22 protein-coding genes are annotated in these 24,862 nt (G+C 56.3%); 15 read left to right on the forward strand and 7 right to left on the reverse strand.

The features are described from left to right. Window positions 1–28: 28 nt before the first annotated feature. Genes ACX1CU_RS01375 through panM form a run of 3 tightly spaced genes read right to left on the reverse strand, consistent with a single transcriptional unit; the run spans window position 29 to window position 3,655 of the window. Window positions 29–2,068, reverse strand: a complete 2,040-nt coding sequence (locus tag ACX1CU_RS01375; RefSeq protein WP_459400880.1) for a hypothetical protein — start codon at window positions 2,066–2,068, stop codon at window positions 29–31. Beyond that, on the reverse strand, window positions 2,055–3,266 hold the full coding sequence (locus ACX1CU_RS01380; RefSeq protein WP_459400881.1) for a DUF3142 domain-containing protein: 1,212 nt from the start codon (window positions 3,264–3,266) through the stop codon (window positions 2,055–2,057). Before ACX1CU_RS01380 ends, ACX1CU_RS01375 begins: the two co-directional genes overlap by 14 nt. Further along, entirely contained in the window at window positions 3,263–3,655 is a 393-nt protein-coding gene (gene panM, locus ACX1CU_RS01385) for an aspartate 1-decarboxylase autocleavage activator PanM (RefSeq protein ID WP_459400882.1), read from the reverse strand. The genes ACX1CU_RS01380 and panM overlap by 4 nt, the downstream gene beginning before the upstream one ends. A gap of 473 nt (window positions 3,656–4,128) precedes the next feature. On the opposite strand from panM, the gene ACX1CU_RS01390 reads away from it, so the two are divergent. The 9 genes from ACX1CU_RS01390 (at window position 4,129) to ACX1CU_RS01430 (ending at window position 13,537) form a co-directional block, all read left to right on the forward strand. Then, window positions 4,129–5,244, forward strand: coding sequence for a branched-chain amino acid ABC transporter substrate-binding protein (locus ACX1CU_RS01390; protein ID WP_459400883.1), 1,116 nt, complete (start codon window positions 4,129–4,131; stop codon window positions 5,242–5,244). Window positions 5,245–5,482: 238 nt separating this feature from the next. Further along, the gene (gene livH, locus ACX1CU_RS01395; protein ID WP_459402695.1) at window positions 5,483–6,409 is read left to right on the forward strand and encodes a high-affinity branched-chain amino acid ABC transporter permease LivH; all 927 of its coding nucleotides are present in this window, start codon (window positions 5,483–5,485) and stop codon (window positions 6,407–6,409) included. After that, window positions 6,406–7,689 (forward strand): high-affinity branched-chain amino acid ABC transporter permease LivM, encoded by a 1,284-nt coding sequence (locus tag ACX1CU_RS01400; protein WP_459400884.1) that lies wholly within the window; start codon window positions 6,406–6,408, stop codon window positions 7,687–7,689. The genes livH and ACX1CU_RS01400 overlap by 4 nt, the downstream gene beginning before the upstream one ends. Next, complete coding sequence (gene livG / locus ACX1CU_RS01405; protein WP_459400885.1) at window positions 7,686–8,453, forward strand: high-affinity branched-chain amino acid ABC transporter ATP-binding protein LivG; 768 nt, start codon at window positions 7,686–7,688, stop codon at window positions 8,451–8,453. Before ACX1CU_RS01400 ends, livG begins: the two co-directional genes overlap by 4 nt. Before the next feature lie 4 nt (window positions 8,454–8,457). After that, window positions 8,458–9,159: a high-affinity branched-chain amino acid ABC transporter ATP-binding protein LivF gene (gene livF, locus ACX1CU_RS01410; RefSeq protein ID WP_459400886.1), complete on the forward strand. Its 702-nt coding sequence runs from the start codon at window positions 8,458–8,460 to the stop codon at window positions 9,157–9,159. A gap of 216 nt (window positions 9,160–9,375) precedes the next feature. Further along, the gene (locus ACX1CU_RS01415) at window positions 9,376–10,563 is read left to right on the forward strand and encodes an aminotransferase-like domain-containing protein (RefSeq protein ID WP_459400887.1); all 1,188 of its coding nucleotides are present in this window, start codon (window positions 9,376–9,378) and stop codon (window positions 10,561–10,563) included. Between the two features lie 173 nt (window positions 10,564–10,736). Beyond that, on the forward strand, window positions 10,737–11,474 hold the full coding sequence (gene ugpQ / locus ACX1CU_RS01420) for a glycerophosphodiester phosphodiesterase (protein ID WP_459402696.1): 738 nt from the start codon (window positions 10,737–10,739) through the stop codon (window positions 11,472–11,474). Between the two features lie 103 nt (window positions 11,475–11,577). Then, window positions 11,578–12,534 (forward strand): AEC family transporter, encoded by a 957-nt coding sequence (locus ACX1CU_RS01425; RefSeq protein ID WP_459400888.1) that lies wholly within the window; start codon window positions 11,578–11,580, stop codon window positions 12,532–12,534. A gap of 142 nt (window positions 12,535–12,676) precedes the next feature. Beyond that, on the forward strand, window positions 12,677–13,537 hold the full coding sequence (locus ACX1CU_RS01430; protein ID WP_459400889.1) for a carboxylate/amino acid/amine transporter: 861 nt from the start codon (window positions 12,677–12,679) through the stop codon (window positions 13,535–13,537). 4 nt (window positions 13,538–13,541) lie between these two features. Here ACX1CU_RS01430 and metR read toward each other — a convergent pair whose 3' ends face one another. Then, window positions 13,542–14,492: an HTH-type transcriptional regulator MetR gene (gene metR / locus ACX1CU_RS01435; RefSeq protein ID WP_459400890.1), complete on the reverse strand. Its 951-nt coding sequence runs from the start codon at window positions 14,490–14,492 to the stop codon at window positions 13,542–13,544. A gap of 105 nt (window positions 14,493–14,597) precedes the next feature. Between metR and metE the strand changes: the two genes are divergently transcribed. Next, a complete protein-coding gene (gene metE, locus ACX1CU_RS01440; RefSeq protein ID WP_459400891.1) occupies window positions 14,598–16,874 on the forward strand; it encodes a 5-methyltetrahydropteroyltriglutamate--homocysteine S-methyltransferase in 2,277 nt (758 codons plus the stop codon). Between the two features lie 203 nt (window positions 16,875–17,077). On the opposite strand, the gene ACX1CU_RS01445 is transcribed toward metE, so the two are convergent. The 3 genes from ACX1CU_RS01445 to ACX1CU_RS01455 form a co-directional block, all read right to left on the reverse strand. Then, window positions 17,078–17,743 (reverse strand): B3/B4 domain-containing protein, encoded by a 666-nt coding sequence (locus ACX1CU_RS01445; RefSeq protein WP_459400892.1) that lies wholly within the window; start codon window positions 17,741–17,743, stop codon window positions 17,078–17,080. Window positions 17,744–17,825: 82 nt separating this feature from the next. Next, window positions 17,826–18,623, reverse strand: a complete 798-nt coding sequence (locus ACX1CU_RS01450; RefSeq protein ID WP_459400893.1) for an AraC family transcriptional regulator — start codon at window positions 18,621–18,623, stop codon at window positions 17,826–17,828. 64 nt (window positions 18,624–18,687) lie between these two features. Next, the gene (locus ACX1CU_RS01455; protein ID WP_459400894.1) at window positions 18,688–19,524 is read right to left on the reverse strand and encodes a dienelactone hydrolase family protein; all 837 of its coding nucleotides are present in this window, start codon (window positions 19,522–19,524) and stop codon (window positions 18,688–18,690) included. A gap of 453 nt (window positions 19,525–19,977) precedes the next feature. On the opposite strand from ACX1CU_RS01455, the gene udp reads away from it, so the two are divergent. The 5 genes from udp to ACX1CU_RS01480 all read left to right on the forward strand — a co-directional run bounded on the left by udp (window position 19,978) and on the right by ACX1CU_RS01480 (window position 24,811). After that, complete coding sequence (gene udp, locus ACX1CU_RS01460) at window positions 19,978–20,739, forward strand: uridine phosphorylase (protein WP_459400895.1); 762 nt, start codon at window positions 19,978–19,980, stop codon at window positions 20,737–20,739. A 150-nt stretch (window positions 20,740–20,889) separates the two neighbouring features. Continuing rightward, window positions 20,890–21,675 (forward strand): tyrosine-protein phosphatase, encoded by a 786-nt coding sequence (locus ACX1CU_RS01465; protein WP_459400896.1) that lies wholly within the window; start codon window positions 20,890–20,892, stop codon window positions 21,673–21,675. A gap of 86 nt (window positions 21,676–21,761) precedes the next feature. Next, a complete protein-coding gene (locus ACX1CU_RS01470; protein ID WP_459400897.1) occupies window positions 21,762–22,292 on the forward strand; it encodes a DedA family protein in 531 nt (176 codons plus the stop codon). A 330-nt stretch (window positions 22,293–22,622) separates the two neighbouring features. Beyond that, window positions 22,623–23,405 (forward strand): histidine phosphatase family protein, encoded by a 783-nt coding sequence (locus ACX1CU_RS01475; protein WP_459402697.1) that lies wholly within the window; start codon window positions 22,623–22,625, stop codon window positions 23,403–23,405. Between the two features lie 92 nt (window positions 23,406–23,497). After that, complete coding sequence (locus tag ACX1CU_RS01480) at window positions 23,498–24,811, forward strand: OprD family outer membrane porin (RefSeq protein WP_459400898.1); 1,314 nt, start codon at window positions 23,498–23,500, stop codon at window positions 24,809–24,811. Window positions 24,812–24,862: the final 51 nt, after the last annotated feature.

Here is a 24,862-nt window from a genome sequence, read left to right on the forward strand (position 1 = left end):
AACAGCCGGGCTTTTCTGTTTCTGGCGTTTATTTGGCTACTGCAGCAAACTCCGGTGCCGGGCAGTTATAGCCAAATCGGCTTGACCAGTCGTATTGAGCCCCTGTTTTGGTGTAACGCTGATACAGCGCCCGCCCGGTTTTGGCATCACGCGCTATCACCCAGCTTGCGGCGTTGCACAGCACGGCGGCGTAGGCTTGGCTTTTTGGTGGCAAGAGATCGGCCGCAAGCTGTGCCAGCGCCACGGCCTGCCAGCGATAGTGCAGGAAACGGTTATCCGCCGCCGGTAGAGATTTGGCAGCACGCACCGCCTCAGCGGCGCTGATCCAACTCTTGTGTTTTAGCTCGCGGGTATCAAAGGCATCCCCAAGATAGGAGTAGCCCGCGCCGTAAATGGCGTAATCTGGCGTCATTTCGTAGCCGGTGAATTCCAGCCCTTGCTCGCGCAGTAACGCCGCCGCCTGATAGTAAGCTTTGGCGCGAGTGGTTTTGTCGCCGGTTTTATCCTGCGCCACTTTCAAATGTTCGGCAAATTCCTGCGCAGCTTGGCCATAGTTCGGAATGGCGAAGTAATTTACCGCTTCCTGATAACGCCCGGCGCGCATCATCCGCCGTGCCAGCAGTTCGCGCAACTGTACTTCCGGCGTGAGCTGCTGGCCATTGTACTCATCAGGCTTAACCGGTTTCAGCGGCGTGGTGGGCGCAGGGGCATGTTTATCGACAAAGCCTTTCAACTCATCAATGGTCAGCACCCGCTCGGCGATATCGGCGACGTCTGCCCAGTAATTCTCTTTACCACGGTACATCAACTCCATCGCTTGCAGGTAATCACCCCGGTTCAGCGCCAGAATGGCCTGTTCACCGGCCACCCGGCACTCGGGGATGATCATCTCATTGGCGAAATCCCCATCATATTGTGGCCCCCAGCTTTCGTCAGAAGGGAACGCCGCTGCGGCTTTGGCATAGGCGGCGGTGGCGGCCTTGACGTTGCCGTCACGCAGCGCCATCTTGGCGCGCAACCACCAGGCCAAACCACTGTCCCCGGCGTTTTTCAGCAGGCTAGCGGCCATCGGGTAGTTCCCGGAACGATAGGCCAATGCCGCCAATCGATCGCTACCGGCAAAACCGCTTTGTACCGATTCATTGAGCAGCGCCAGGATCGGGTCAATGACCTGCTTGGTGTTGTCGTATGGTTGCACGTTAGCGCTGCGGGCGAACAGTTCGATGGTGACCAGTTGCTGGACCAGCGGATCGTGAATCGCCTGCTTGAGCGCTTCCAGATGGTTCGGGTTGACCAGATAGCTGGAGATATATTGCAATGACAAACCGCCATCGCTATCACCCTGTGCCGCCTGTTGTGCATATAACTGTACCGCAGCGGTCATCTCGCCCTGCCACAGGTGAATTCGCGCCTGCTGGCCCAGGCTGCTCAATGCCAGCTGATCGGGGTCGGCCTCGCCGTTTTTCACTTGGTCGATCACCTGCTGGAAAGCTGCAATAGCCTTATCAAGCTGCGCTTTCTCTGGATGTTTCACCAGCGGAGTGGCTGAGCCGTCGACGTTTTCCGGCGTGCCATGGTCATTCATCCATAGCCGCCCGAGCGAGTATTGTGCCCGTAGCCCCCAATCGCCCCGATCGGCCGCTGGCAGCGCCAGAACCTGCTGGAAGTATTCGGCTGCACGGGGATCTTCCGCCGCAAAAGCTACCGCGCCCAGGGTGTACAGATGCGCTGCGGTGGAGAGCGCTTGTGCGTCAACTGCACTGGCTTGCTCAACGGTCTTACTGGCGCGCATTTGGTTGATTGCCTGCTCCTGAGGCGATTGCGGCATCGGTTTTGGCGGCGCTTCCGGTGCAGGCTCTTTCCACAGCGGCAATTGTTTGTCTACCGCGACCAAGCGGCTGGTTTCGAAAGCGAAATTACCTTCTGGCATATACAGCAGGGTGCTGTTGCGATTGAGCAGTAAGCGGTTGGGGAAATCCGGCCCGCAGGCTTGGCCGCTCAAAGGAATAGCTAACGCAGCGGCAATCAGGGATACGAGCGGAAGAGTGCGCAAATCATGGGACGACATAAGTGCCTCCTGGCGTGATCTGTTGGCAGCGTAGCCAGCCTAATGGGCGTGATTGCCCGGCGCGTAGCTGATCGCCGCTGATGCGGATAAAGTGTTGTTGCTGTGCCGTGGTTTCCAGCCGGTAATTAGCCACCGCATCGGCCGCCAGGCAACGACTGGCGTTAATGACGATCTCGCGTGGGAGCGGGGCATCTACCGGCCCATCATTCTGAATAAGCAGATCATACAACCCATTTTGCTGTGGCAGAAATTTTACCTGCCAACTGACGGTAAGCGGTTGGTTACCGATCACTGCTCGCAGCGTGGCGAGTGACCAGGCGCGGCGATCGCCCTCCAGCGGCAGGCGGAACCAGATGATACCGCGCAATCGTGGTGGGTTGAGCGTGGCAAGCTGGTGCAGAAAATCGGCCACCTGCTGGGGCGCAACGGTGAGTTCCTGCGTGCTGCCCGCCACGCGTACAGAAGCCTCGCTTTCCACCTGTGCGCCCTGGGCGTCAACATCCACCAGGCCCATACCGTAAGCGGGCAGCGCCACGCGGAAGGGTTTGCGGCTTGTGCGGGCATACTGGCTGACCCAGCGCAGGGCCAGCGGGCCATCGAACAAGCCCTGCTCTGGGGATAACACCGCATGCACTTGTAGCACCGAGCTGTCGGCCTGCTGTAACACATCGGGTAACGCCGGAGAACCGATCCAGGCGGGCAGAGCGGTGATCCCCAGCTGTAACGAGGCAGGAAGCTGCTGGCGCAGTTGCTGTAGAAAATGCCGGTATTCCGGCAGCCGCGCGGTAGCGGCATCGTGATCGATCTCCACGCCGATGACCGGCAACCCGGCGGCCTGCCAGCGTTGCAACTGTTGCAACAGGCGTTGGCGGATTGCCGCTTCATCCAGCTGCTTCAATTGCCCATCCAAGCGCACCACCAGCCACAGCGGGCGGCCATCCTGCTTCAGCAGTGGCATATTGACCTGGATCTCGCGGTAGCCTTCACGCGGATGCACTTGCAGGCCCAGAACGCGCAGGGTAGAGAACAGCTCACGGCTGGCAGCCAGCGCGTTGGCATGTTGTGGCGTCCAGACTCTTTGCCACAGATAAACCTGCTGATCCCAGGCAGGATGCAGCCGCAATGCCTGATAGCGGCCAGCTAACCCCGCGGCTAGCGCCAGCAACAGTAGGGTTGCCAAGGCGGGCCAACGCTTCATTTCTGCCAGAGATCGCCCTGTGCGGAGAAGCCACAGGCACGCATAAAGTTCTCTACTTCACCGCGCTCACGTGGGGTTAACCCGGCGGTGGAGAGCTGCCAGCGTAACGCCTGCGGCAGCTGGCGCTGGGCATCCTGTACCAGATACAGCCCAACGCCACGGCGGCGTGTCACTTCACGCACCATCAGATCGTGCAGTTGCGCGCTGTCGTTCAACAGCTCAATTTTTACCGCCCCCAGCAGGCGCTCATTAAACCGTGCGGCGAACAGTGCTTTACCATCTTGCAGCCAGGCTTGCCACTCTGCCGGTTGCTGGTGTGGCCAGATTTTGCCAAGGTCAATCAGGTCTTGCGCGGATAACGTGGTTAGTCGCTCAATGGTCAGTTTCATGCAAAATTTCCACCCGAATAGAGAGTTTGGACAGTGTAATAGATCTTGTTCAGAGCGTTGTGTAAGTTTTTCTGTACGACGACTGCGTAAAATGTTTTTTGCAGCCAGCATTTTCCGAGTAAAAAATTAGTTACTGGCTTGTTAACTAGCACAATGCGCTGTGCCATATCTAATCTAGCGTAGAATTAATCCAGATTTTATTCTGTTTACACCGCTTGTTTCTGAGCATGAGAGTTGATTTGCAGAAGAAAATTCCTGTTTAATGGCATGAAAAGTAAAGTCTTATTAGAAAATATTGTCGAGAATACACCTAAATCATTATTACTTATAGATAAAAGCCGTATACCCTGCATACCTTAAGCCGCTCACGCATTTGCTGCCTGGCTGCAGTTTCGGGCAATAAAGGGTATACATTGAGCTAGGTGCGGCAAACACCACGGGCAAACTCACAACGATAGATGGGGATTATGCGGATGAAATTAACAAAGGGTAAAGCGCTGCTGGCTGGTTGTATCGCGATGGCCATGGGCCATGTCGCGATGGCGAAAGACATCAAAGTGGCGATCGTGGGTGCGATGTCTGGCCCGGTGGCGCAGTACGGTGATATGGAGTTCACCGGCGCACGTCAGGCGATTGCCGACATCAACGCTAAAGGCGGCATCAAAGGGGATAAGCTGGTTGGCGTAGAATACGACGATGCTTGTGACCCGAAACAGGCAGTTGCGGTGGCTAACAAGGTGATCAACGACGGTATCCGTTATGTGATCGGCCATCTGTGCTCCTCTTCAACCCAGCCTGCGTCAGATATCTATGAAGACGAGGGGCTGATCATGATTACCCCGGCGGCGACCAACGCCGATCTGACCACCCGTGGTTACAAAATGATCATGCGCACCACCGGCCTGGATTCCGATCAGGGCCCAACCGCGGCGAAATACATCCTCAACGATATTAAACCGAAGCGCATTGCCGTGGTGCACGACAAGCAGCAATACGGTGAAGGTTTGGCGCGCTCGGTGCGCGACAGCCTGAAAAAGCAGGGCACCGAAGTGGTGATGTTTGAAGGCGTTACCGCCGGTGACAAAGATTTCTCTACTCTGGTGGCGCGCCTGAAGAAAGAGAACGTTGATTTCGTCTACTTTGGTGGTTACTACCCAGAGATGGGGCAGATCCTGCGCCAAGCCAAGCAGGCTGGCCTGACTACCCGCTTTATGGGGCCGGAAGGCGTAGGTAACTCTTCGCTGTCTAACATCGCCGGTGCTGCGTCTGAAGGCATGCTGGTGACCCTGCCGAAACGCTACGATCAGGTTCCTGCCAACCAGCCGATTGTTGATGCGCTGAAGGGCAAGAAACTGGATCCAACCGGGCCATTCGTCTGGACCACCTACGCCGCGTTGCAATCGCTGGTGACCGGGATGGAGCGCAGCGGCAGCCAGGAGCCTGCGGACATCGTCAAAGATCTCAAAACCGGCAAACCGGTGGAAACCGTTATGGGGCCACTGAGCTGGGATGAGAAGGGCGATCTGAAAGGCTTCGAGTTCGGCGTGTTCGAATGGCATGCTGATGGTTCATCAACGCCAATTAAATAAGCCATAATAATATTCAGTATGCCAATGCTTAAGGTGGCGCCCCCTCTCCCTGTGGTAGAGGGCCAGGGTGAGGGGCAATGGCTACGCTAAGATCCCCTCGCCCTAACCCTCTCTTTCTAAAAGGAGAGGGTTAGCCTTAACTGAAATATCTACAAGCCGGGTACTCCCGGTGCCTGCCGTGTTAGCAGGCCGTTGGGCCGATATTTACGGCCGCGACAACACCTTAGAAGGCCAGAGTATGTCAGAGCAGTTTCTCTATTTTCTGCAGCAGATGTTCAACGGTGTCACGTTGGGCAGCACCTATGCATTGATTGCCATCGGTTACACCATGGTTTACGGCATTATTGGCATGATCAACTTCGCCCACGGCGAGGTGTATATGATCGGCAGTTATGTCTCATTTATCGTTATCGCCGCCCTGATGATGATCGGGATCGACGTGGGCTGGCTGCTGATCGGCTGCGCCTTCCTGGTCTCTATCGTGATTGCCAGCGCCTACGGTTGGAGCATTGAGCGCGTGGCCTATAAGCCGGTGCGCAATTCTAAGCGCCTGATCGCGCTGATTTCCGCCATCGGGATGTCGATATTCCTGCAAAACTACGTCAGCCTGACGCAGGGCTCACGCGATGTGGCGCTACCGAGCCTGGTCACCGGCCAGTGGGTGCTCGGCGAAAGCAACGGCTTTGCCGCCACCATCAGCACTATGCAGCTCATCATTTGGATCGTGACCTTCCTCGCCATGCTGGCGTTGACGATGTTTATCCGTTATTCGCGCATGGGCCGCGCTTGCCGCGCCTGTGCAGAAGATTTGAAGATGGCCAGCCTGCTGGGCATCAACACCGATCGGGTGATTTCGCTGACCTTCGTTATCGGTGCCATCATGGCGGCGGTAGCCGGTGTGCTGCTTGGGCAGTTCTACGGCGTGATTAACCCGTACATCGGCTTTATGGCCGGGATGAAGGCCTTCACCGCCGCCGTGCTGGGCGGGATCGGCAGCATTCCGGGGGCGATGATCGGTGGGCTGGTGCTGGGCGTGGCCGAAGCGCTCACTTCGGCTTATTTAAGTACCGAATACAAAGACGTGGTGTCTTTTGCACTGCTGATCGTGGTGTTGCTGGTGATGCCGACCGGCATTCTTGGGCGCCCGGAGGTTGAGAAAGTATGAAACTCGATCTACTTAACGCCATCATTGCCACGGTAGTGCTGTTTATCATGGCGTCCTTCCTGATGGGGATGCAACTGAGCCTCGACGGCACCAAGCTGGTAGTACACGGCGCTGCTGAAGTGCGCTGGATGTGGATTGGCATTGGCTGTGTAGTGGTGTTCTTCTTCCAACTGCTGCGCCCGCTGATGCAGCAGGGGCTGAAAAAAGTCTCAGGCCCTTCGTTCGTTTTACCGAGCTTTGACGGCACCACCACGCGCCAGAAACTGCTGGCGGCAGTGCTCATCATCGCAGCGGTGGTCTGGCCGTTTCTGGTTTCACGCGGCACGGTGGATATCGCCACCCTGACGCTGATCTACGTGATGCTCGGCCTGGGCCTCAACGTGGTGGTCGGCCTTTCTGGCCTGCTGGTGTTGGGCTACGGTGGTTTTTATGCCATTGGCGCTTATACCTATGCGTTGCTGAACCACTATTACGGCCTGGGATTCTGGGAAAGCCTGCCGCTGGCAGGCATGGTGACGGCTGTCTTTGGCTTTATTCTCGGCTTCCCGGTGTTGCGCCTGCGTGGTGACTATCTGGCGATCGTCACGCTCGGTTTCGGTGAGATCGTGCGTATTCTGCTGCTGAACAACACCGAGATCACCGGCGGCCCGAACGGCATCAGCCAGATCCCGAAACCGACCTTCTTCGGTTTGGAGTTTAGCCGCAGCGTGCGTGACGGCGGCTGGGATACCTTTCATAACTTCTTTGGCCTGCAGTACGATCCCGGCGATCGCATCGTATTCCTGTATCTGGTGGCGCTGCTGCTGGTGATCCTGACGCTGTTCGTGATTAACCGCCTGCTGCGCATGCCGCTGGGGCGTGCCTGGGAAGCGTTGCGCGAAGATGAGATCGCCTGCCGATCGCTCGGCCTTAGCCCTGCCAAGATTAAGCTGACCGCTTTCATCATCAGCGCCGCGTTTGCCGGTTTTGCCGGAACGCTGTTCGCGGCGCGCCAAGGTTTTGTCAGCCCGGAATCCTTCACCTTTGTTGAATCGGCCTTTGTGTTGGCGATCGTGGTGCTGGGCGGGATGGGTTCGCAGTTTGCGGTGATCCTGGCGGCGATCCTGCTGGTGGTTTCCCGTGAGCTGATGCGTGATTTGAATGAATACAGCATGTTGCTGCTGGGCGCATTGATGGTATTGATGATGATTTGGCGGCCACAAGGCCTGTTGCCGATGAAGCGGCCACAGCTGAAGCTGAAAGTGGCAGAGATCAAGTCAGCGAAGGGGGAGCAGGCATGAGTACTCAACCTTTACTGGCGGTTGAAGGGCTGTCGATGCGTTTTGGCGGTCTGTTGGCGGTCAACAACGTGGCCCTGAAGCTGAACGAGGGTGAGATCGTTTCGCTGATCGGCCCGAACGGCGCGGGGAAAACCACGGTATTTAACTGCCTGACCGGCTTCTATCGCCCAACCGGCGGCACCATCAAACTGCGCGATCGCCACTTGGAAGGGCTTTCTGGCCAGGTGATTGCGCGCATGGGCGTGGTGCGTACCTTCCAGCATGTGCGATTGTTCCGCGAAATGACGGTGGTGGAAAACCTGCTGGTGGCCCAACATCAGCACCTGAAAAGCGGCGTGTTTGCCGGTTTGCTGAAAACCCCGGCGTTCCGCCGTGCCGAAGCCGATGCGTTGGAGCGGGCGATGGTGTGGCTGGAGCGCGTCGGCCTGTTGGAAATGGCCAACCGTTCGGCGGGTAACCTGGCCTATGGCCAGCAGCGGCGGCTGGAAATTGCCCGCTGCATGGTAACGCGCCCGGAACTGCTGATGCTCGATGAACCGGCGGCAGGCTTGAACCCGAAAGAAACCGACGAGCTGGATCACCTGATCGTGGAACTGCGCAACCAGCATAAGGTGTCGGTATTGCTGATTGAGCACGATATGAAACTGGTGATGGGGATTTCCGATCGCATCTATGTGGTCAATCAGGGAACCCCGTTGGCGCAGGGTACTCCGGCAGAAATCCGTAATAACCCGGATGTGATCCGGGCCTATCTGGGCGAATAAGCATATGTTGTCATTTAATCAGGTTTCCGCCCATTACGGCAAAATCCAGGCGCTGCATCAGGTCAGCCTGAATATTCAACAGGGTGAGATCGTCACCCTGATCGGTGCCAACGGTGCCGGTAAAACCACGCTGCTCGGCACACTCTGTGGCGAACCGCGTGCCAGCGAAGGCACCATCCAACTGTTGGATCAGGACATTACCCAGTGGCAGACCGCGCGCATTATGCGTGAGGCTGTGGCGATCGTACCCGAAGGGCGGCGCGTATTTTCCCGCATGACGGTGGAAGAGAATCTGGCGATGGGCGGCTTCTTTGCCACCCGCGATCAGTACCAGCAGCGCATCGAGCGGGTGTTCAGCCTGTTCCCACGCCTGCTGGAACGCCGCAACCAGCGTTCCGGCACCATGTCCGGCGGTGAACAGCAGATGCTGGCGATTGGCCGGGCGCTGATGAGCCAGCCGAAGTTGCTGCTGCTCGACGAGCCTTCGCTCGGGTTGGCACCGATCATCATCCAGCAGATTTTCGACATCATCCAGCAACTGCGCGAAGAGGGGATGACCATCTTCCTGGTGGAGCAAAATGCCAATCAGGCGTTAAAGCTGGCTGATCGTGGTTATGTACTGGAAAACGGCCGCGTGGTGTTGGAAGATACAGGGGCCGCATTGTTAGCAAACGAAGCAGTGAGATCGGCGTATCTGGGCGGTTAATTCGCCAAACACAGGTTGAACTTCACATATAGTGGCGCAATAGATTGTGATTACGCCCCCTCTTCCTTAGGGAGAGGGCCGGGGTGAGGGGCTTGGCACAATGTCATATCCCTCACCTTAACCCTCTCTGCGAAAGAGAGGGTTAAGGTCAGTCTTGGCTCGGTGGTATCAAACAACAGATTGCGCTCATACTTTTAACGATTACGAGAATAACCAATGAAGACAGAAGGACTCCTCGCGCAGCGCATGGTGAAGGTAAAAAGCTCGGCAATCCGTGAATTGCTCAAGCACAGTAAAATGGAAAATGTCATTTCGCTGGCGGGTGGCATTCCCTCTGATGCGCTGTTTGATTTCGAAGGACTGAGTATTGCCACACAGCAGGCGATTACCGAACAGGCTAAAAGTGCTTTTCAGTATGGCTTGACCGAAGGCAGCTACCTGCTGCGTGAACGCATCTGCACCCTGTGTACCGAACGCGGCGTCAGCGCCAAACCGGAAGACGTGCTGGTCACCGCCGGTTCTCAGCAGGCGTTGGATCTGGTGATGCGCGCGGTGGTTAACCCCGGCGATGTGTTTGTGGTGGAGCGCCCAACCTATCTGGCGGCATTGCAGACGCTGGAACTGGCGGAAGCTAACATCATGTCGGTCTCTTCCGACAGCGATGGCATGGTGGTTGAAGAACTGGCGGAACTGCTGAAAACCCAGAAAATCAAAGGGGTGTACGTGGTGCCGAACTTCGGCAACCCGACCGGCCTGACCCTGAGTGCCGCACGCCGTGAGCAACTGGTGAAGCTGGCTGCCGAGCATAATTTCCTGATTGTGGAAGATGACCCGTACGGCGAGCTGCGTTTCACCGACGAGCGCAATGCTACGCTGTATCAGGTTTCACAGCAGCTTCTGGGCCATACCGATAACATTATCTACACCTCGACGTTCTCCAAGATCCTGGCACCGGGCCTGCGCTTGGGTTGGGTTATCCTGCCGCCGTTCCTGCTACACAAGATCGCGATCATCAAGCAGGCGGCCGATCTGCACGCCAGCTCGCTGTCGCAGAGTATTGCGGAGTGCTATCTGGGCCTGAACCGTTTACCGGCACAGATCGAGAAGATCCGCGCGGCCTATAAGCAGAAATGCAGCATTTTGGCCGGGTTGGTGGAAAAAGAGCTGGGTGATGTGATCAGCTTTGATATGCCAAAAGGCGGTATGTTCCTGTGGGCGCGTTTCCGCCAGCCGTTTAACGCCACCGAATGGCTGAAAACCACGCTGGATCAGGGCGTAGTGTTTGTGCCGGGCGAGTATTTCTTCTCCGATAAGCCGGATCACTCCACGTTCCGCCTGTCGTTCGCAACTGCTACCGAGCAGCAGATGCAGGAAGCGGTCGCCCGCCTGCGCCGCGCGCTGTAATCTCTTTGCGGCGGCGTGGAGCATTCCATGCCGCCGACATCAAATTGCCATCTCTTCCATTATCCCTGCTTGTTTAACGAAACCTTGCCGCCAGCGGGCAGCCGGTTATATTTACAGTTGCCTGTGTAGGCACTGCATTTTTTTAATACTCATAGCGGATTAAGGATGGAATGATGACCACGGCCTGGCCTTACCCTCATATTGCTGCTCATCGCGGCGGTGGTTCCTTGGCACCGGAAAATACCCTGGCGGCGATCGATGTCGGCGCACGTCACGGCCACAAGATGATCGAGTTCGACGCCAAACTGGCGCAGGACGGGCAGATCTTCCTACTGCATGACGATACGCTCGATCGCACCAGCAACGGCTGGGGCGTAGCGGGCGATCTGCCGTGGGAAAAGCTGGAGCAGTTGGACGCCGGTAACTGGTATAGCGCGGCATTCAAGGGTGAACGCCTGCCGCTGTTGGCGGAAGTGGCTGAGCGTTGTAAACAGCATGGTCTGATGGCCAATATCGAAATCAAACCGACGCTGGGCGTGGAAGACGAAACCGGCCGCGAGGTAGCCTTGGCGGCGCGTCTGCTATGGCAAGGGCAAACCGACCCGCTGCTGTCTTCATTTTCCATTGAAGCACTGGCAGCGGCGCAGAGCGCGGTGCCGGAACTGCCACGCGGCCTGCTGCTGGATGAGTGGGATGACCATTGGCGCGAACTGACCGAACGGCTGGAATGTGTTTCGATACATCTCAATCACAACGTGCTGACCGCCGAGCGGGTAAACATGCTGAAAGACGCCGGGCTGCGTATTCTGGTGTATACCGTCAACAGCCCTGAGCGCGCGCGTTTATTGTTGAACTGGGGCGTTGACTGTATTTGTACCGACCGGATAGATTTAATAGGCCCGGGTTTTTAATGGTTAATGGGGCACCGTTTGCTGTGCCCAGCAATAATCCGTCGGCGCTCATTAAATCTTGCGACGTCAGCCCCTTTGCCGCCGCGCCACCGGAAGGGATGCGATGTCTGCTTTTATTTTTTCACTGTGGCACCAGATAGTGTTGTCTTTGCCATTATTTGTGCTGATCGTACTGGGATATGGTCTGATCCGCTGGGGTAAATGGCCTGCCAGTATCACCGACGGCCTGACTCGCTTCGTGTTTTCTCTCGCTCTGCCCGCCATGCTGTTCCGCATGATGTGTGATTTCTCGCAACGCCCAGCGGTGGATGCCCGGTTGCTGATCGCCTTCTTTGGCAGTTGCCTGATCGTCTTTGTCATCGGCCGTATTACGGCTAAGCGAGTATTCAAGCTGGACGGGGTGTCCGGTTCGGTGTTCGCGCTGGGCGGCATTTTTTCTAATAACGTGATGCTTGGTCTGCCGATCGCCAGCGTGATGCTTGGGGAAGCGGCAATTCCGTCGGTGGCTTTGGTGCTGGTGTTCAACGGCCTGATCCTGTGGACGCTGGTGACCATCTCTATCGAATGGGCGCGCAATGGTTCACCCACGTTGCACGGTTTTATCAAGACGGCACGCAGCGTGCTGACTAACCCGCTGATTATCGGCATCCTCTCCGGCACGCTGTTCAGTCTGACCGGGTTGCCGTTGCCGGTGTTTGTCGATCAACCGGTCAGTATGCTCGGCCAGGTGGCGGCACCGCTGTCGCTGGTGGTGCTCGGTATGGGCTTGGCGGAATATCCGATCAGTGAAGGCTGGAAACTGAGCAGCGCTATCTGCTTCCTCAAACTGTTGGTGCAGCCAATGGTGATCTGGCTGCTGGCCTGGGCGATGGATTTACCGCCGATGGAAACTCACGTGGTGGTATTGCTGGGTTCCATGGCCGTGGGCGTGAACGTTTACCTGATGTCACGCCAGTTCAACGTGCTTACCGGCCCAGCCGCCACCAGCCTGGTGATGTCCACCGCGCTGGCGGCGATCACCACACCGTTGATTCTCACCATTATGGGCGTGCGGGTGTAGTCAGTGGCTACAATAGAACAGCCCAGCGGTACGATATCGCACGACGGGCTGTTTTTTGTACAGATGTCAACCACCTTTCCGTCACGCCATTTCCCGCCTTCCGCTACAATCGCCTTTTCCGATCTTTTAGGGTGAATTTGACGTGTGGCTTCTGGTTATTACCACCATTTTATGGGCATTTTCTTTCAGCCTGATAGGCGAGTATCTGGCTGGCCATGTCGATAGCTGGTTCTCGGTGCTGATCCGCGTCGGGTTGGCGGCATTGGTGTTCCTGCCGTTCCTGCGCTGGCGCAATATCCCACTGAAAGTGATCCTGCTGTATATGCTGGTGGGGGCGTGCCAGCTTGGCATTATGTACCTGTTTAGCTTCCGGGCTTTTTTGTACCTGACGGTGCAGGAATTCCTGCTGTTCACCGTGCTGACGCCGCTGTATATCACGCTGATCTATGACCTGATCAGCCGCCGACGCCTACGTTGGGGCTATGTGTTCAGCGCGCTGCTGGCGGTGCTGGGCGCGGCGATCATCCGTTATCACCAGTTGAGTGAGCATTTCTGGTTTGGGCTGCTGCTGGTACAGGCGGCGAATATCAGCTTTGCCATCGGCATGGTGGGCTATAAACGGCTGATGGAAGTGCATCCGCTGCCGCAGCATACGGCGTTTTCCTGGTTCTATCTGGGGGCGCTGGCGGTGGCCGCGATCGCCTGGTGCCTGTGGGGCAACCCGCACCAACTGCCGACCACCAACCTGCAATGGGGCATTCTGGTGTGGCTGGGCGTGGTGGCTTCCGGGCTGGGTTACTTTATGTGGAACTACGGCGCAACGCAGGTGGATGCTGGCACTCTCGGCATTATGAACAATATGCATGTGCCCGCCGGGCTGCTGGTTAATCTGGCGATCTGGCAGCAGCAACCGCACTGGACCAGCTTTATCATCGGCGGCGCGGTGATTGTAGCTTCGTTGTGGGTACATCGCCGCTGGGTGGCTCCGCAGGCCACCCAGTGATCGCTTAAACCTGTGGTGCTGGCGGTTTGATATTGGCAAAGCCAGCACCGGGGCGCGCGGCATCGCGCACAAACGGCAGATGATCGCAGGCGTGTTGGCGGGCGGAGCGGATAAAGGCTTCGATCACCGCCTGGCGCTGTTCGCCGTCGCGCACGGCGGCATACAACCGGCTCCACAGGCCATCGCCCAGGGTTTTGGTTACCACCAGGCCCTGGCGTTCAAAACTTTCCACCACCCAGTGCGGCAACGCGGCGATCCCCATCCTGGCCGACACCATCTGAATCAGTAACAGCGTGTTATCCACACTCTTCAACGTTGGGCTGACGCCTGCCGGTTGCAGAAAATGCCGCCAGATATCCAGCCGCTGGCGCTGCACCGGGTAAATCATCAGCGTTTCATCGCACAAATCTTCCGGCTCAATGTGCGGTTTGTTGGCCAGCGGATGATCGGGCGCCAGCACCAGCCGCACTTCAAAATCGAACATTGGCGAATAGTGCAGCCCGCTGCGCGGCAGGATATCGGAAGTGAGCACCACATCCAGTTCACCTTGCTGCAAGGCCGGTTGCGGATCGAAAGTGACACCGGATTTGAAATCCATCACCACCTGCGGCCAGCTCTGGTGGAAGTTGTCCAGCGCCGGAGTGAGCCACTGGATGCAACTGTGGCACTCGATGGCAATGCGCAGCGTGGCCTGATGCGGTTCGTGGCACGCCTGTAGCGCCTGCTGGATCTGCGGCAACACTCGTTCTGCCAACTGCAACAGGATCTCGCCCTGTGCGCTAAAGCGCAGCGGCTGGCTTTTACGAACGAACAGCTTAAAGCCCAGACGCTGTTCCAAATCGCTGAACTGATGCGAAAGCGCAGATTGTGTCTGATGAAGTTGCGCGGCGGCGGCGGCCAGCGAGCCGGTATTACGCAATGCCTGCAGCGTCCTTAGGTGTTTCAGTTCGATCATGAGAGTCCTTCACAGTGACAGTGAATATATTGCGCTTGTGGTTGATACAGTACCTGCGGATTATAGATGTGTAAACATCTGGACGGCTAAATGGGAAATATGACGATGACAATTCTGAATCACACTCTGGGTTTTCCACGCGTTGGTCTGCGTCGTGAACTGAAAAAAGCGCAAGAAAGTTACTGGGCAGGCAATTCAACGCAGGAAGAACTGCTGGCGGTTGGCCGCGAGCTGCGGGCTCGCCACTGGCAACAACAACAGCAAGCCGGGGTGGATTTGGTGCCGGTTGGCGATTTCGCCTGGTACGATCACGTGCTGACCACCAGCCTGCTGCTGGGCAACGTCCCGGCACGTCACCAGAATAAAGAGGGTTCCATCGACTTGGATACGCTGTTCCGCATCGGCCGTGGCCGCGCACCGACCGGTGAACCGGCGGCAGCGGCAGAAATGACCAAATGGTTTAACACCAACTATCACTACATGGTGCCTGAGTTTACTCAAGGCCAGCAGTTCACACTGAGCTGGACCCAACTGCTGGAGGAAGTTGACGAAGCGCTGGCGCTGGGCCACCAGGTCAAACCGGTGCTGCTGGGGCCGGTAACCTATCTGTGGCTGGGCAAAGTGAAAGGCGAAGCGTTCGATCGCCTGTCGCTGCTGAACGATATTCTGCCGGTGTATCAGCAAGTGCTGGCGGAACTGGCCAAACGCGGTATTGAGTGGGTGCAGATCGACGAACCCGCGTTGGTGCTGGAATTGCCGCAGGTCTGGCTGGACGCCTTTAAACCGGCTTACGCGGCGCTGCAAGGTCAGGTTAAGCTGCTGCTGACCACCTATTTTGACAGTGTGGGCCACAACCTCGACACCATTCGTGCTTTGCCGGTGCAAGGGCTGCATGTGGATCTGGTGGCAGGTCATGATGATATTGCCGCACTGCACAACGCACTGCCAAAAGAGTGGCTGCTGTCGCTGGGAGTGATCAATGGCCGCAACGTGTGGCGTGCCGATCTGAGCAACTGGTTTACCCGCCTGCAACCACTGGTCAACAGCCGCCCGCTGTGGATTGCCAGTTCTTGTTCGCTGCTGCACAGCCCGATCGATCTCAGCGTGGAAACTCGTCTGGATGAAGAGGTGAAAAGCTGGTTTGCCTTTGCTTTGCAGAAATGTGCGGAACTGGCGTTGCTGAGTGGAGCTTTGAATGCACCAGGGGCCGACAAGCAGGCGGAACTGGACGCTTACAGCGCGCCGATCCGCGCCCGCCGCCAGTCCAGCCGCGTGCATAATGCGCAGGTGGAACAGCGCCTTGCCGCCATCACCGCCAAAGATAGTGAGCGCCAGCGCCCATATCAGCAGCGTGCTCAGGCCCAGCGCGATCGTTTCAATCTGCCAGCCTGGCCGACCACCACCATCGGCTCCTTCCCACAAACCACCGAGATCCGCGGCCTGCGTCTCGATTTCAAACAGGGCCGCCTGGACGGTAAAAATTACCGCACCAGCATTGGTGAACACATCAAGCAGGCGATCGCTGAACAGGAACGTTTAGGCTTGGACGTGCTGGTACACGGCGAAGCCGAGCGTAACGACATGGTGGAATATTTCGGCGAAAACCTCGACGGCTTTGTGTTCACGCAAAACGGCTGGGTGCAGAGCTACGGTTCCCGCTGTGTGAAACCGCCGGTGATTATCGGTGATATCAGCCGCCCGCAGGCGATTACCGTCGAGTGGGCCAAGTTTGCCCAGTCGCTGACCAGCAAACCGGTAAAAGGCATGTTGACCGGCCCGGTGACCATTCTTTGCTGGTCGTTCCCGCGTGAAGACGTGACTCGTGAAGTGATTGCCAAACAGATCGCACTGGCACTGCGTGACGAAGTGGCCGATTTGGAGCAAGCCGGTATCGGCATCATCCAGATCGACGAACCGGCATTGCGTGAAGGTTTGCCGCTGCGCCGCTCGGATTGGGCTGCCTATCTGAACTGGGCGGTGGATGCCTTTAAACTGAACGCCGCAGTGGCGCAGGATGACACCCAGATCCACACCCACATGTGTTACTGCGAGTTCAACGACATCATGGATTCGATCGCAGCGCTGGATGCGGATGTGATCACTATCGAAACCTCACGTTCCGATATGGATCTGCTGGAGGCCTTCAAAGAGTTCGAATACCCGAACGAGATGGGGCCGGGCGTGTACGACATCCATTCGCCGAACGTGCCTAGCGTGGAGTGGATCGAAGCGCTGCTGCGCAAAGCGGCGCAGAACATCCCGGCAGAGCGTCTGTGGGTTAACCCGGACTGCGGCCTGAAAACCCGTGGCTGGCCGGAAACCCGTCAGTCACTGGCCAACATGGTGCTGGCGGCTCAGCGGCTGCGTGAGCAGCAGGTGTAACCTCAATGCTTTATTAGAGACATCTTTCCAAGGGCGCTTCGGCGCTCTTCAGACTGCTGACAAAGTCGGTTATTAGGGAGAGCATGCCGGAGGGGTCGTAGCGGCGTAAGCCGCCGGAGCGCCCCTCGGTGCGCTAGGCCCGGGTATCCCAGGCTTAAAGACCACTTTGTCATCAACCTCAAGGCCGCTGCTGCGCCCTTTTGCTATTCGGAGCGTGTTAGCGTACTGCCGGGCCAAATGCTTTGGATCTGCTGCATCAATGCCGTGCTTAATGCGGCAATATCTTCTGCCGCTGTGCCATGCATGGCTTCCATCACAATCAGGGCCTGCGTAGTGTTTACCGAAACCGCCGACTCACCGCTTTGCCGATGCGTCCAGCGCCGGGCGTGTGCGTGGTCGGCGGCGTCGGCAAAGATCACCTCACCGGGGGCCGGACTTTCGGTGGTACCAGAAAAGGTGTGGTAAATCTCATGGCCTATGGCCAGCCTAACTTGAAGGTCTCCGCTGATTTTTTGCCGATCAAAAACCGCAATCGGAATGGCAAATGCCAGTGACAGGGCATTGCACAGATCGATTAATGGGAAAATGGCAGGCAGTGAACCCTCTTTGCGCCAGCGGCGCAGCAGGGATTCCGCCGCACAGCGGTACTGCGTGGGTTTAAGCCCCATATTGACGAAGGCGCGCCGCCAGGCTTGGATCTCCACCAAGTCGCTTTCGGTGCCGCCGCGCAATCTGACTGCGGCCCGGCGGTTGAAATCTGCCACCGCTTGGCTGACATCCGTCTGCTGATCGACACTGTCAATCAGCAGGCAACAAGAAACTAAGGTGGGAAAAGCCGATCTGATACTGCTGGCGTAAGTAAAGTTCATGGTTCACCGGAAATGAGGTTGAGGTCAGTGGCGCTACTGTGGCCTCTATAACCCGCGGCGTCTTGAACGAAATTGCAGCCGATTAACGGCGACGTTTATGATTGGCGTAGGTACCGGGGGATACGCCTAGCACCCGGCTGAATTGCCGGGTCATATGGCTTTGATCGGCAAAACCTGCCGCGGCGGCGCTCTCTGCCAACGGTGTGCCTGCTGCAATCAATCGCCGTGCCAGCTGGATGCGGCGTTGGATCTGGTAAGCATGTGGCGTGATGCCGGTGGCGCGCTGGAAACTGCGTAACAGTTGAAAGCGGTTTATGCCGCAAAGCTGTGCCAGTTCGGCCAGAGTCACCGGGCTGGCCGGGTCATCGTCAAGGCGTTCCCTGGCGAGCCGAATGGGTGGGGTGGTTTCCTTGGGCTCACTGACGTGGAGCAACCGCGCCAGCAGGAGCAACAGAACCTGTTCCTGCTGGAGATTGTTGTGTGGTGCGCCAGTTATACTATTGAACAGAATACGGAAACTCCCGGCAGCCTTGGTATCGGTAAGCGCCGGGGATGAAAACTCGCAGTGGTGTGCGTTGCCAGCGGCAAGATCGCCGCTGGCGGCGGCTATCACGGCAGGTTCCAGATAGAGCATACGCCATGAACGCGGCTGCTCACCGATCGGGCGGCCATCATGCACCTCGCCAGGGTTGACGGTGATGATGTCGCCTTGCCCGGCTTCTACCTGCCCGCGCCCACTGAGCGATTTCTGTGCCCCATGCTCTATCAGCCCGATACCAAACTGCGCGTGAAAATGTTTAGGATAACTGTGGCGTGAGGTGGCGATCACCGCTTCGATACCCGGTATGCAACAGGCTGGCATGCTGAAAGTCGCCGTCATCTGGAACACTCTTTGCGGTTTGTATCAGGGAAAGTGAATCAGGGGCAAGGGCTGCCCCTGACGATTATTTCACACCTACTACGCCATGCTGGATAAACCAACTGAGCATGCGCTGCCAGCCATCGGCAGAGGCTTCGGCGTGATAGCTTGGGCGGTAATCGGCATGGAACGCATGGCCCGCCTCGGGGTAAACCACGATCTCTGCATCGGCGTTAGCCGCGCGGATCGCTTGGCGCATGCTTTCCACCGTCTCCAGCGGAATGCTGCCATCTTGGCCGCCATACAGGCCAAGCACCGGCGCTGAGAGATGCGTCGCGATATCAACCGGGTGCTTCGGTGAGTTCAGGGTTTTCTCCCCCACCAGTTTGCCATACCAGGCTACGGCGGCTTTCAACTGCGGGTTATGTGCGGCATACAGCCAGGTGATACGCCCGCCCCAGCAGAAACCGGTGATCGCCAGTTTGTTGGCATCGCCGCCGTGACGCGTTGCCCAGTGTGCGGTATGGTCCAGATCCGCCAGCACCTGATTGTCCGGCACTTTGCTGACCAGATTTTGCAGAAGATCGCCGATTTCGCTGTAATCCCTGGCGTCCCCTTGGCGGAAATAGAGCTCCGGGGCAATTGCCAGATAGCCCTGTTTCGCCAGGCGGCGGCACAGATCCTGAATATGTTCATGCACGCCGAAGATCTCCTGCACCACCAGCACCACCGGGAGCGGCCCTGGGTGATCGGCGGGTTTGGCGATATACGCCGGGAGTTCGTCGCCTTGTGAAGGAATAGTGGTTTCCCCGGTATGGATGCCCTGCTCATCGGTCAGAATCGTCGATGTGGCTAACGGCGCCACTGCCGGGGCAAATCCCCCCTGAGCCTGCTTTAGTACTATCTCTTGTTCGGTTTTCATGCGGTCTCCATGCAATCAATGAGAGAAAAGCTCGGGAACGGCTAACTATAGGCAAGATTACCGCGTATTGGCATCTTGTGGGGTATTTTTAGCCATTTGAAGTTGTGACTACCAGACTGCTGACAAAGCCAGATATTAGGGAGAGCGTGCCGCAGGGGTCGTAGCGGCGTAAGCCGCCGGAGCGCCCCTCGGTGCGCTAGGCCCGAGTATCTCGGGCTAAAAAACCACTTTGTCATCAACCTCAAGTCCCATGTTGGGACTCGTCTTTTTACGCCAGCTAAACTTATCCAGTGGGCCAATACGTCGTTTTTGTGTGATTTAATTCACAAAAAATTTGTAATTTAATTTTTTGTTTCTTAATTAATAGTGAATTAATTCACAAAAATGACCGACGATTTTCAGTAGAGTACCTATTTGTTCCTCCCCATAAACAGCATCCAAGAGGAGTCTTCTATGTCTCAATCTGACGTTTTCCATCTCGGCCTCACTAAAAACGACTTGCAGGGAGCAACGCTCGCCATCGTCCCCGGCGATCCGCAGCGCGTAGAGAAGATTGCCAAGCTGATGGAAAATCCGGTGCACTTGGCAACACATCGCGAATTCACTTCATGGCGTGCAGAGCTGGATGGCAAAGCGATCATCGTTTGTTCCACCGGGATCGGTGGCCCATCGACGTCGATCGCGGTTGAAGAACTGGCACAACTGGGCATTCGTACTTTCTTGCGCATTGGCACCACCGGTGCGATCCAAGCCAATATTAATGTGGGGGATGTACTGGTCACCACGGCGGCAGTGCGCCTCGACGGTGCCAGCCTGCACTTTGCACCGCTGGAGTTCCCGGCGGTGGCCGATTTTGCCTGCACCACGGCGCTGGTGGCAGCAGCCAAGGCCTGTGGCGCTACCACCCATATTGGCGTCACCGCTTCTTCCGATACCTTCTACCCAGGCCAGGAGCGTTACGACACTTATTCCGGCCGGGTGGTCAGCCGTTTCCAAGGTTCGATGGCCGAGTGGCAATCTATGGGCGTGATGAACTATGAAATGGAATCCGCTACCCTGCTGACCATGTGTGCCAGCCAGGGCCTGCGTGCCGGGATGGTGGCCGGGGTGATCGTCAACCGCACCCAGCAGGAGATCCCTGACGCGGAAACCATGAAGAAAACTGAAAGCCAGGCCGTGCAGATTGTGGTCGAGGCTGCCCGCCGCCTGCTGTAATCCTTGCCAATCTCGGGCCGTTCAACGGCCCGTTTTTCCATCCCGCAGTAATCTGTTAGGGTAGAGCCCACTTGCGTCATTCTCCCGGCTGTTTTTTCAGGCCGGTATTTGTGATGACATTTCCCCAAGATAATCGCTATGAGGATGTCTATGACCGCTCAGACCCTGCTTCATCCTTCACTGGCCCCGCTTGACGGTGGTATCAACTTCCGCGATCTCGGCGGTAACAGCGTGGCCGATGGCCGCCGCATCAAACGTGGGTTGCTGTTCCGTTCCGGCTCACTCGAGCGCTTAAGTGAAAGCGATTGTGCTTTTCTGGCCGGAGTACCGGTACGTTCGGTGCTTGATTACCGCGATGCTGATGAAGTGCAGGCCAAACCGGATGTGCTGTGGCAAGGGGCCGATTACCACCATTTCCCGGCGAACCCGCTCAGTAGCGAAGTGAATGCCAACCTGGAAAAGCTCACCAACGAAACCTTGGCCGGGTTCAACGCCCAAGCGTTTATGTTGGAACTGTACCGCCGCCTGCCGTTTAACAATGCGGCCTATCGCCAATTGGCACAGTTGCTGATCACGCCTGAACCCGGGGCGATTGTGCAACATTGTGCGGTGGGTAAAGACCGCACCGGGGTCGGTTCGGCGTTGGTACTGCTGGCGCTGGGGGCGGATGAGGACACGGTGGTTGAAGACTATCTGCTGACCGAAACCACGCTGGCGGCTTTCCGCGAGCATATGCTGGAACAACTCTCCGTTCGTTTGAATACGGCCGCGTTGGCGCAGTTTGCCCATGTGTTGAGTGCGCGTGAAGAGTTCCTGATGACGGCGCTGGGCTGCATTCGCGAACAATATGGTACTGCCGATCGCTGGTTGGAAAGCGAATATGGGCTGGGGCAAAGCCAGCGTGAGCAGTTACAGGCGTTTTATCTGGAACAGTAAAAACGGCATGTTTAGCCAGGGTTTAACCAAGGCGGGCTGGCATTGCGTATCCTTGGGGCTGGATTTTTCGTTTAAGGAGCCTGCTATTGAGCCTCAATGATATTGTCCATTGGGTCAGCGACATCGTGCGGCAGCATGAAGGCTGGGCCATTCCGATTATCTTCTTTCTGGCCTTCGGCGAATCACTGGCCTTTCTGTCGCTGTTATTGCCCGCCACGGTTATTTTGCTGGCGTTGGGGGCTTTGATCGGTGAAAGCGGTATTGCTTTCTGGCCGATTTGGGCCGCTGCCGCCGCCGGCGCATTTTTTGGTGACTGGCTCTCCTACTGGGTGGGTTATCACTATCAGGATCGCGTTGCCCATATGTGGCCACTGTCGCGTAATCCGCAATTGCTGGTGCGTGGCCATGCGTTTTTTGAACGCTGGGGCGTGCTGGGCATCTTCTTTGGCCGCTTCTTTGGCCCGCTGCGCGCGGTGGTGCCGCTGGTGGGGGGGATTTGTGCGATGCCGCAAACCTCTTTCCAGATTGCCAATATTACCTCGGCGATGATTTGGGCATTCGGTATTCTCGCACCGGGCGTATATGGCATTAAATGGCTCAGTCAATGGATGGGATAAATCCCTTATATTAGCGTTCCCTGCTGTTGCAGGGGCGTGACAATATTCCCGTATTTATTATGAGTTCACTTTAGGTTACTTATTAAGTATTGCAGGCAGAATGAGAATACGATCACGAATTTGTCTTTAATTTGACTTTTTCACTTCCCTTATTTTTCGAAAATGTTAATTTTTAACCAAGTGGATTGTTACTGTTAATAAACAGGCAAAACCCAAACTTTCTTGACATCAATGTCAGGGGTTTGGGTTTTTTTTTACCCTGATTATTAGGATTACTCCGCTAATGATTAATTAAATTAACCTATATGAGTCATGGAGTATCAGATGAAAATAAAAACATGGTTATTTGCTTCTCTGCTTTCTCTTTCTTTTGCCACCACATCCAATGCGTTTGCGGCTGCGGACGATAGCGTGACGATTTACTTCGCCCGCCATGGGAAAACCATACTCAATACTTATGATCGCGTTCAAGGGTGGTCAGACTCACCGTTGACGGCTCCGGGGCTTGAAACCGCCCGCTATCTTGGTGCCGGTTTAAAAGATATTCCGTTCGACCGTTATTACACCAGCGATGCTGGCCGCCAGCGTGAAACCATGCAGGTGATCCTTAAGGAAATGGGTAAGTCAGACGTTAAAGTAACGGAGCTGCCTGATTTACGCGAAATGTTCTTTGGTGGTTTTGAAGGCCTACCAAACCCTGATATGGCGAACGCCGCTGCCAAGAAGATGGGGATGGCATCTGGGGCAGCAATGTTCCAACAGGCGGGCGAAGGCAAGCTTGATCTTATTTCGATGGTGAATGCCATTAGCCAAAGCGATGAGAAGAAGGAAGCAGAAAATGCCTTGCAGGTAAAAACACGCATGCAGCGTGCATTGCATACCATTGTGCAGGATGCTTTGAAGGAAGGTGACAAGAATGTGTTGGCTGTTTCCTCCGGGTTATCGATGCTGATGATGGTTTCAGATATGACCGACAATCCGAATAAGAATAAGCCACTGGCTAACGCGGCGGTAGTCAAGATTACGTATAAAGACGGGAAATATACGATCGCCGAATTGGGTGATATGAGTTATGTCGCCAAAGGAAAGGAAGCGTTAAATAAAGGCCGTTAATTCCTTAGGTATATAAAACAATAAATAAACGCCAGGGTGATAATATTAAATGCCCTGGTAGGGCTTTCCTATGCCGACTCCAGGGAATAATAATGAAAAACTCTGCTTCATGGTGTTTAATTACGATTGCTTTATTTTCAACGGTTGCTCAAGCCGCCGATGAAAGCGTATTTTCTTCGCCTTTTTTCACTGACAGTAAAGCTGAATTATCGCTGAAGAATTACTGGAAATACCTCAAAGAAGACGCCGCCAACCCGACCACGGTGCACAACGCCTGGGGGCAAGGGGTGGCGCTGGGGTATCAGTCTGGTTATCTGGCTGATACGCTTGGCGTGAACGTCGATTACTACAGTGCGGTAAAGTTGGGGGCCAGTGACTATTTCAATTCGCGCGGGGTGCTGTACAACAACGGCCCCGGCAACAGCAAAGATAACGCGACCGGCTTTAGCAAATTCGGCCAGCGCTATCTCAAACTGAAGGGGGAGGTTGGCGATGCGGCGCTGAATGCGCAGTTCGGCTGGCAAACGCTGCGTAATTATGGCGTGATCTCCAATTCAACCCGGCTTTCACCCACCACTTATCTGGGCTGGTCCGGCGGGGTGGCGAGGGAGGGGTTATCACTGCGCGGGGCCTATGTTGATCGTTCCATGGAGCGCAACTCGCCAGACAGCCTGCGCCTGCAAACCAACGATGGCCGTGAGATTAACCATCTGGCCACCGGCGAACTGGGGTATGAAAATAGCCTGTTCAACGGCCAACTGGCTTACGGTGAATCGCAAAATTATCTGCGCCGCCAGATCCTGCGCGTGGCGCTGAAACCCAATAACAACCTCAGCTTGGGTAGCCAGATTTACACCACTCAGGCGTTGGATGATTACAAAGAAATGGCGTTGAGCAGGCGTAATTTCGATCGTAATGCCAACCACTACGCCTTTGACGCCAAATGGCAGGAGAAGCTCTGGAGCTTCAAACTCGGTATTGCTCACACGCGGGCACCGAAGGCCGACGGCGAGCTTGGGTTTTACCCGCGTCATATGGCGCGAAACTCACGCGGTACTTTTACTTCGATGGCGTATGCCGGTGAAGACTATATGCGAGATGGCGAAACCATGCTGGCGTCGATTGCCGAATACAACATCACGCCTGAATTCACCGCAGGGTTGACCGGCATCTACAGCCAGTTCGGCTACCAGAGTGCGACGGTGCGTACCGGCGAGGTCAATATTTTCGGCCGTTGGGCACCTTCTCATCCGCAGCTAAAAAATCTGACGGTATTTGCCATGGTCGGCCCCGGCTGGTCCTATAAGAACGTGAATAAAACACCGATACTGTCCCAAGGGGATTACCTTACGTCGCACTCTCTGGGGGCTGAGTTTATCGCCGAGTATCGTTTCAAACTGTTTTAGCCCCGCTTTAACTCGCGCGGTGCTGCAACCAGGCACCGCCTCTTCCTGAAT

Source organism: Serratia sp. D1N4, assembly GCF_054552755.1.

Bases quoted from the DNA above. Each gene is read 5' to 3' on its own strand.
- ACX1CU_RS01375 (WP_459400880.1), bottom strand. From the start codon at position 2,068: ATGTCGTCCCATGATTTGCGCACTCTTCCGCTCGTATCCCTGATTGCC.
- ACX1CU_RS01380 (WP_459400881.1), bottom strand. From the start codon at position 3,266: ATGAAGCGTTGGCCCGCCTTGGCAACCCTACTGTTGCTGGCGCTAGCC.
- panM (WP_459400882.1), bottom strand. From the start codon at position 3,655: ATGAAACTGACCATTGAGCGACTAACCACGTTATCCGCGCAAGACCTG.
- ACX1CU_RS01390 (WP_459400883.1), top strand. From the start codon at position 4,129: ATGAAATTAACAAAGGGTAAAGCGCTGCTGGCTGGTTGTATCGCGATG.
- livH (WP_459402695.1), top strand. From the start codon at position 5,483: ATGTCAGAGCAGTTTCTCTATTTTCTGCAGCAGATGTTCAACGGTGTC.
- ACX1CU_RS01400 (WP_459400884.1), top strand. From the start codon at position 6,406: ATGAAACTCGATCTACTTAACGCCATCATTGCCACGGTAGTGCTGTTT.
- livG (WP_459400885.1), top strand. From the start codon at position 7,686: ATGAGTACTCAACCTTTACTGGCGGTTGAAGGGCTGTCGATGCGTTTT.
- livF (WP_459400886.1), top strand. From the start codon at position 8,458: ATGTTGTCATTTAATCAGGTTTCCGCCCATTACGGCAAAATCCAGGCG.
- ACX1CU_RS01415 (WP_459400887.1), top strand. From the start codon at position 9,376: ATGAAGACAGAAGGACTCCTCGCGCAGCGCATGGTGAAGGTAAAAAGC.
- ugpQ (WP_459402696.1), top strand. From the start codon at position 10,737: ATGACCACGGCCTGGCCTTACCCTCATATTGCTGCTCATCGCGGCGGT.
- ACX1CU_RS01425 (WP_459400888.1), top strand. From the start codon at position 11,578: ATGTCTGCTTTTATTTTTTCACTGTGGCACCAGATAGTGTTGTCTTTG.
- metR (WP_459400890.1), bottom strand. From the start codon at position 14,492: ATGATCGAACTGAAACACCTAAGGACGCTGCAGGCATTGCGTAATACC.
- metE (WP_459400891.1), top strand. From the start codon at position 14,598: ATGACAATTCTGAATCACACTCTGGGTTTTCCACGCGTTGGTCTGCGT.
- ACX1CU_RS01445 (WP_459400892.1), bottom strand. From the start codon at position 17,743: ATGAACTTTACTTACGCCAGCAGTATCAGATCGGCTTTTCCCACCTTA.
- ACX1CU_RS01450 (WP_459400893.1), bottom strand. From the start codon at position 18,623: ATGACGGCGACTTTCAGCATGCCAGCCTGTTGCATACCGGGTATCGAA.
- ACX1CU_RS01455 (WP_459400894.1), bottom strand. From the start codon at position 19,524: ATGAAAACCGAACAAGAGATAGTACTAAAGCAGGCTCAGGGGGGATTT.
- udp (WP_459400895.1), top strand. From the start codon at position 19,978: ATGTCTCAATCTGACGTTTTCCATCTCGGCCTCACTAAAAACGACTTG.
- ACX1CU_RS01465 (WP_459400896.1), top strand. From the start codon at position 20,890: ATGACCGCTCAGACCCTGCTTCATCCTTCACTGGCCCCGCTTGACGGT.
- ACX1CU_RS01480 (WP_459400898.1), top strand. From the start codon at position 23,498: ATGAAAAACTCTGCTTCATGGTGTTTAATTACGATTGCTTTATTTTCA.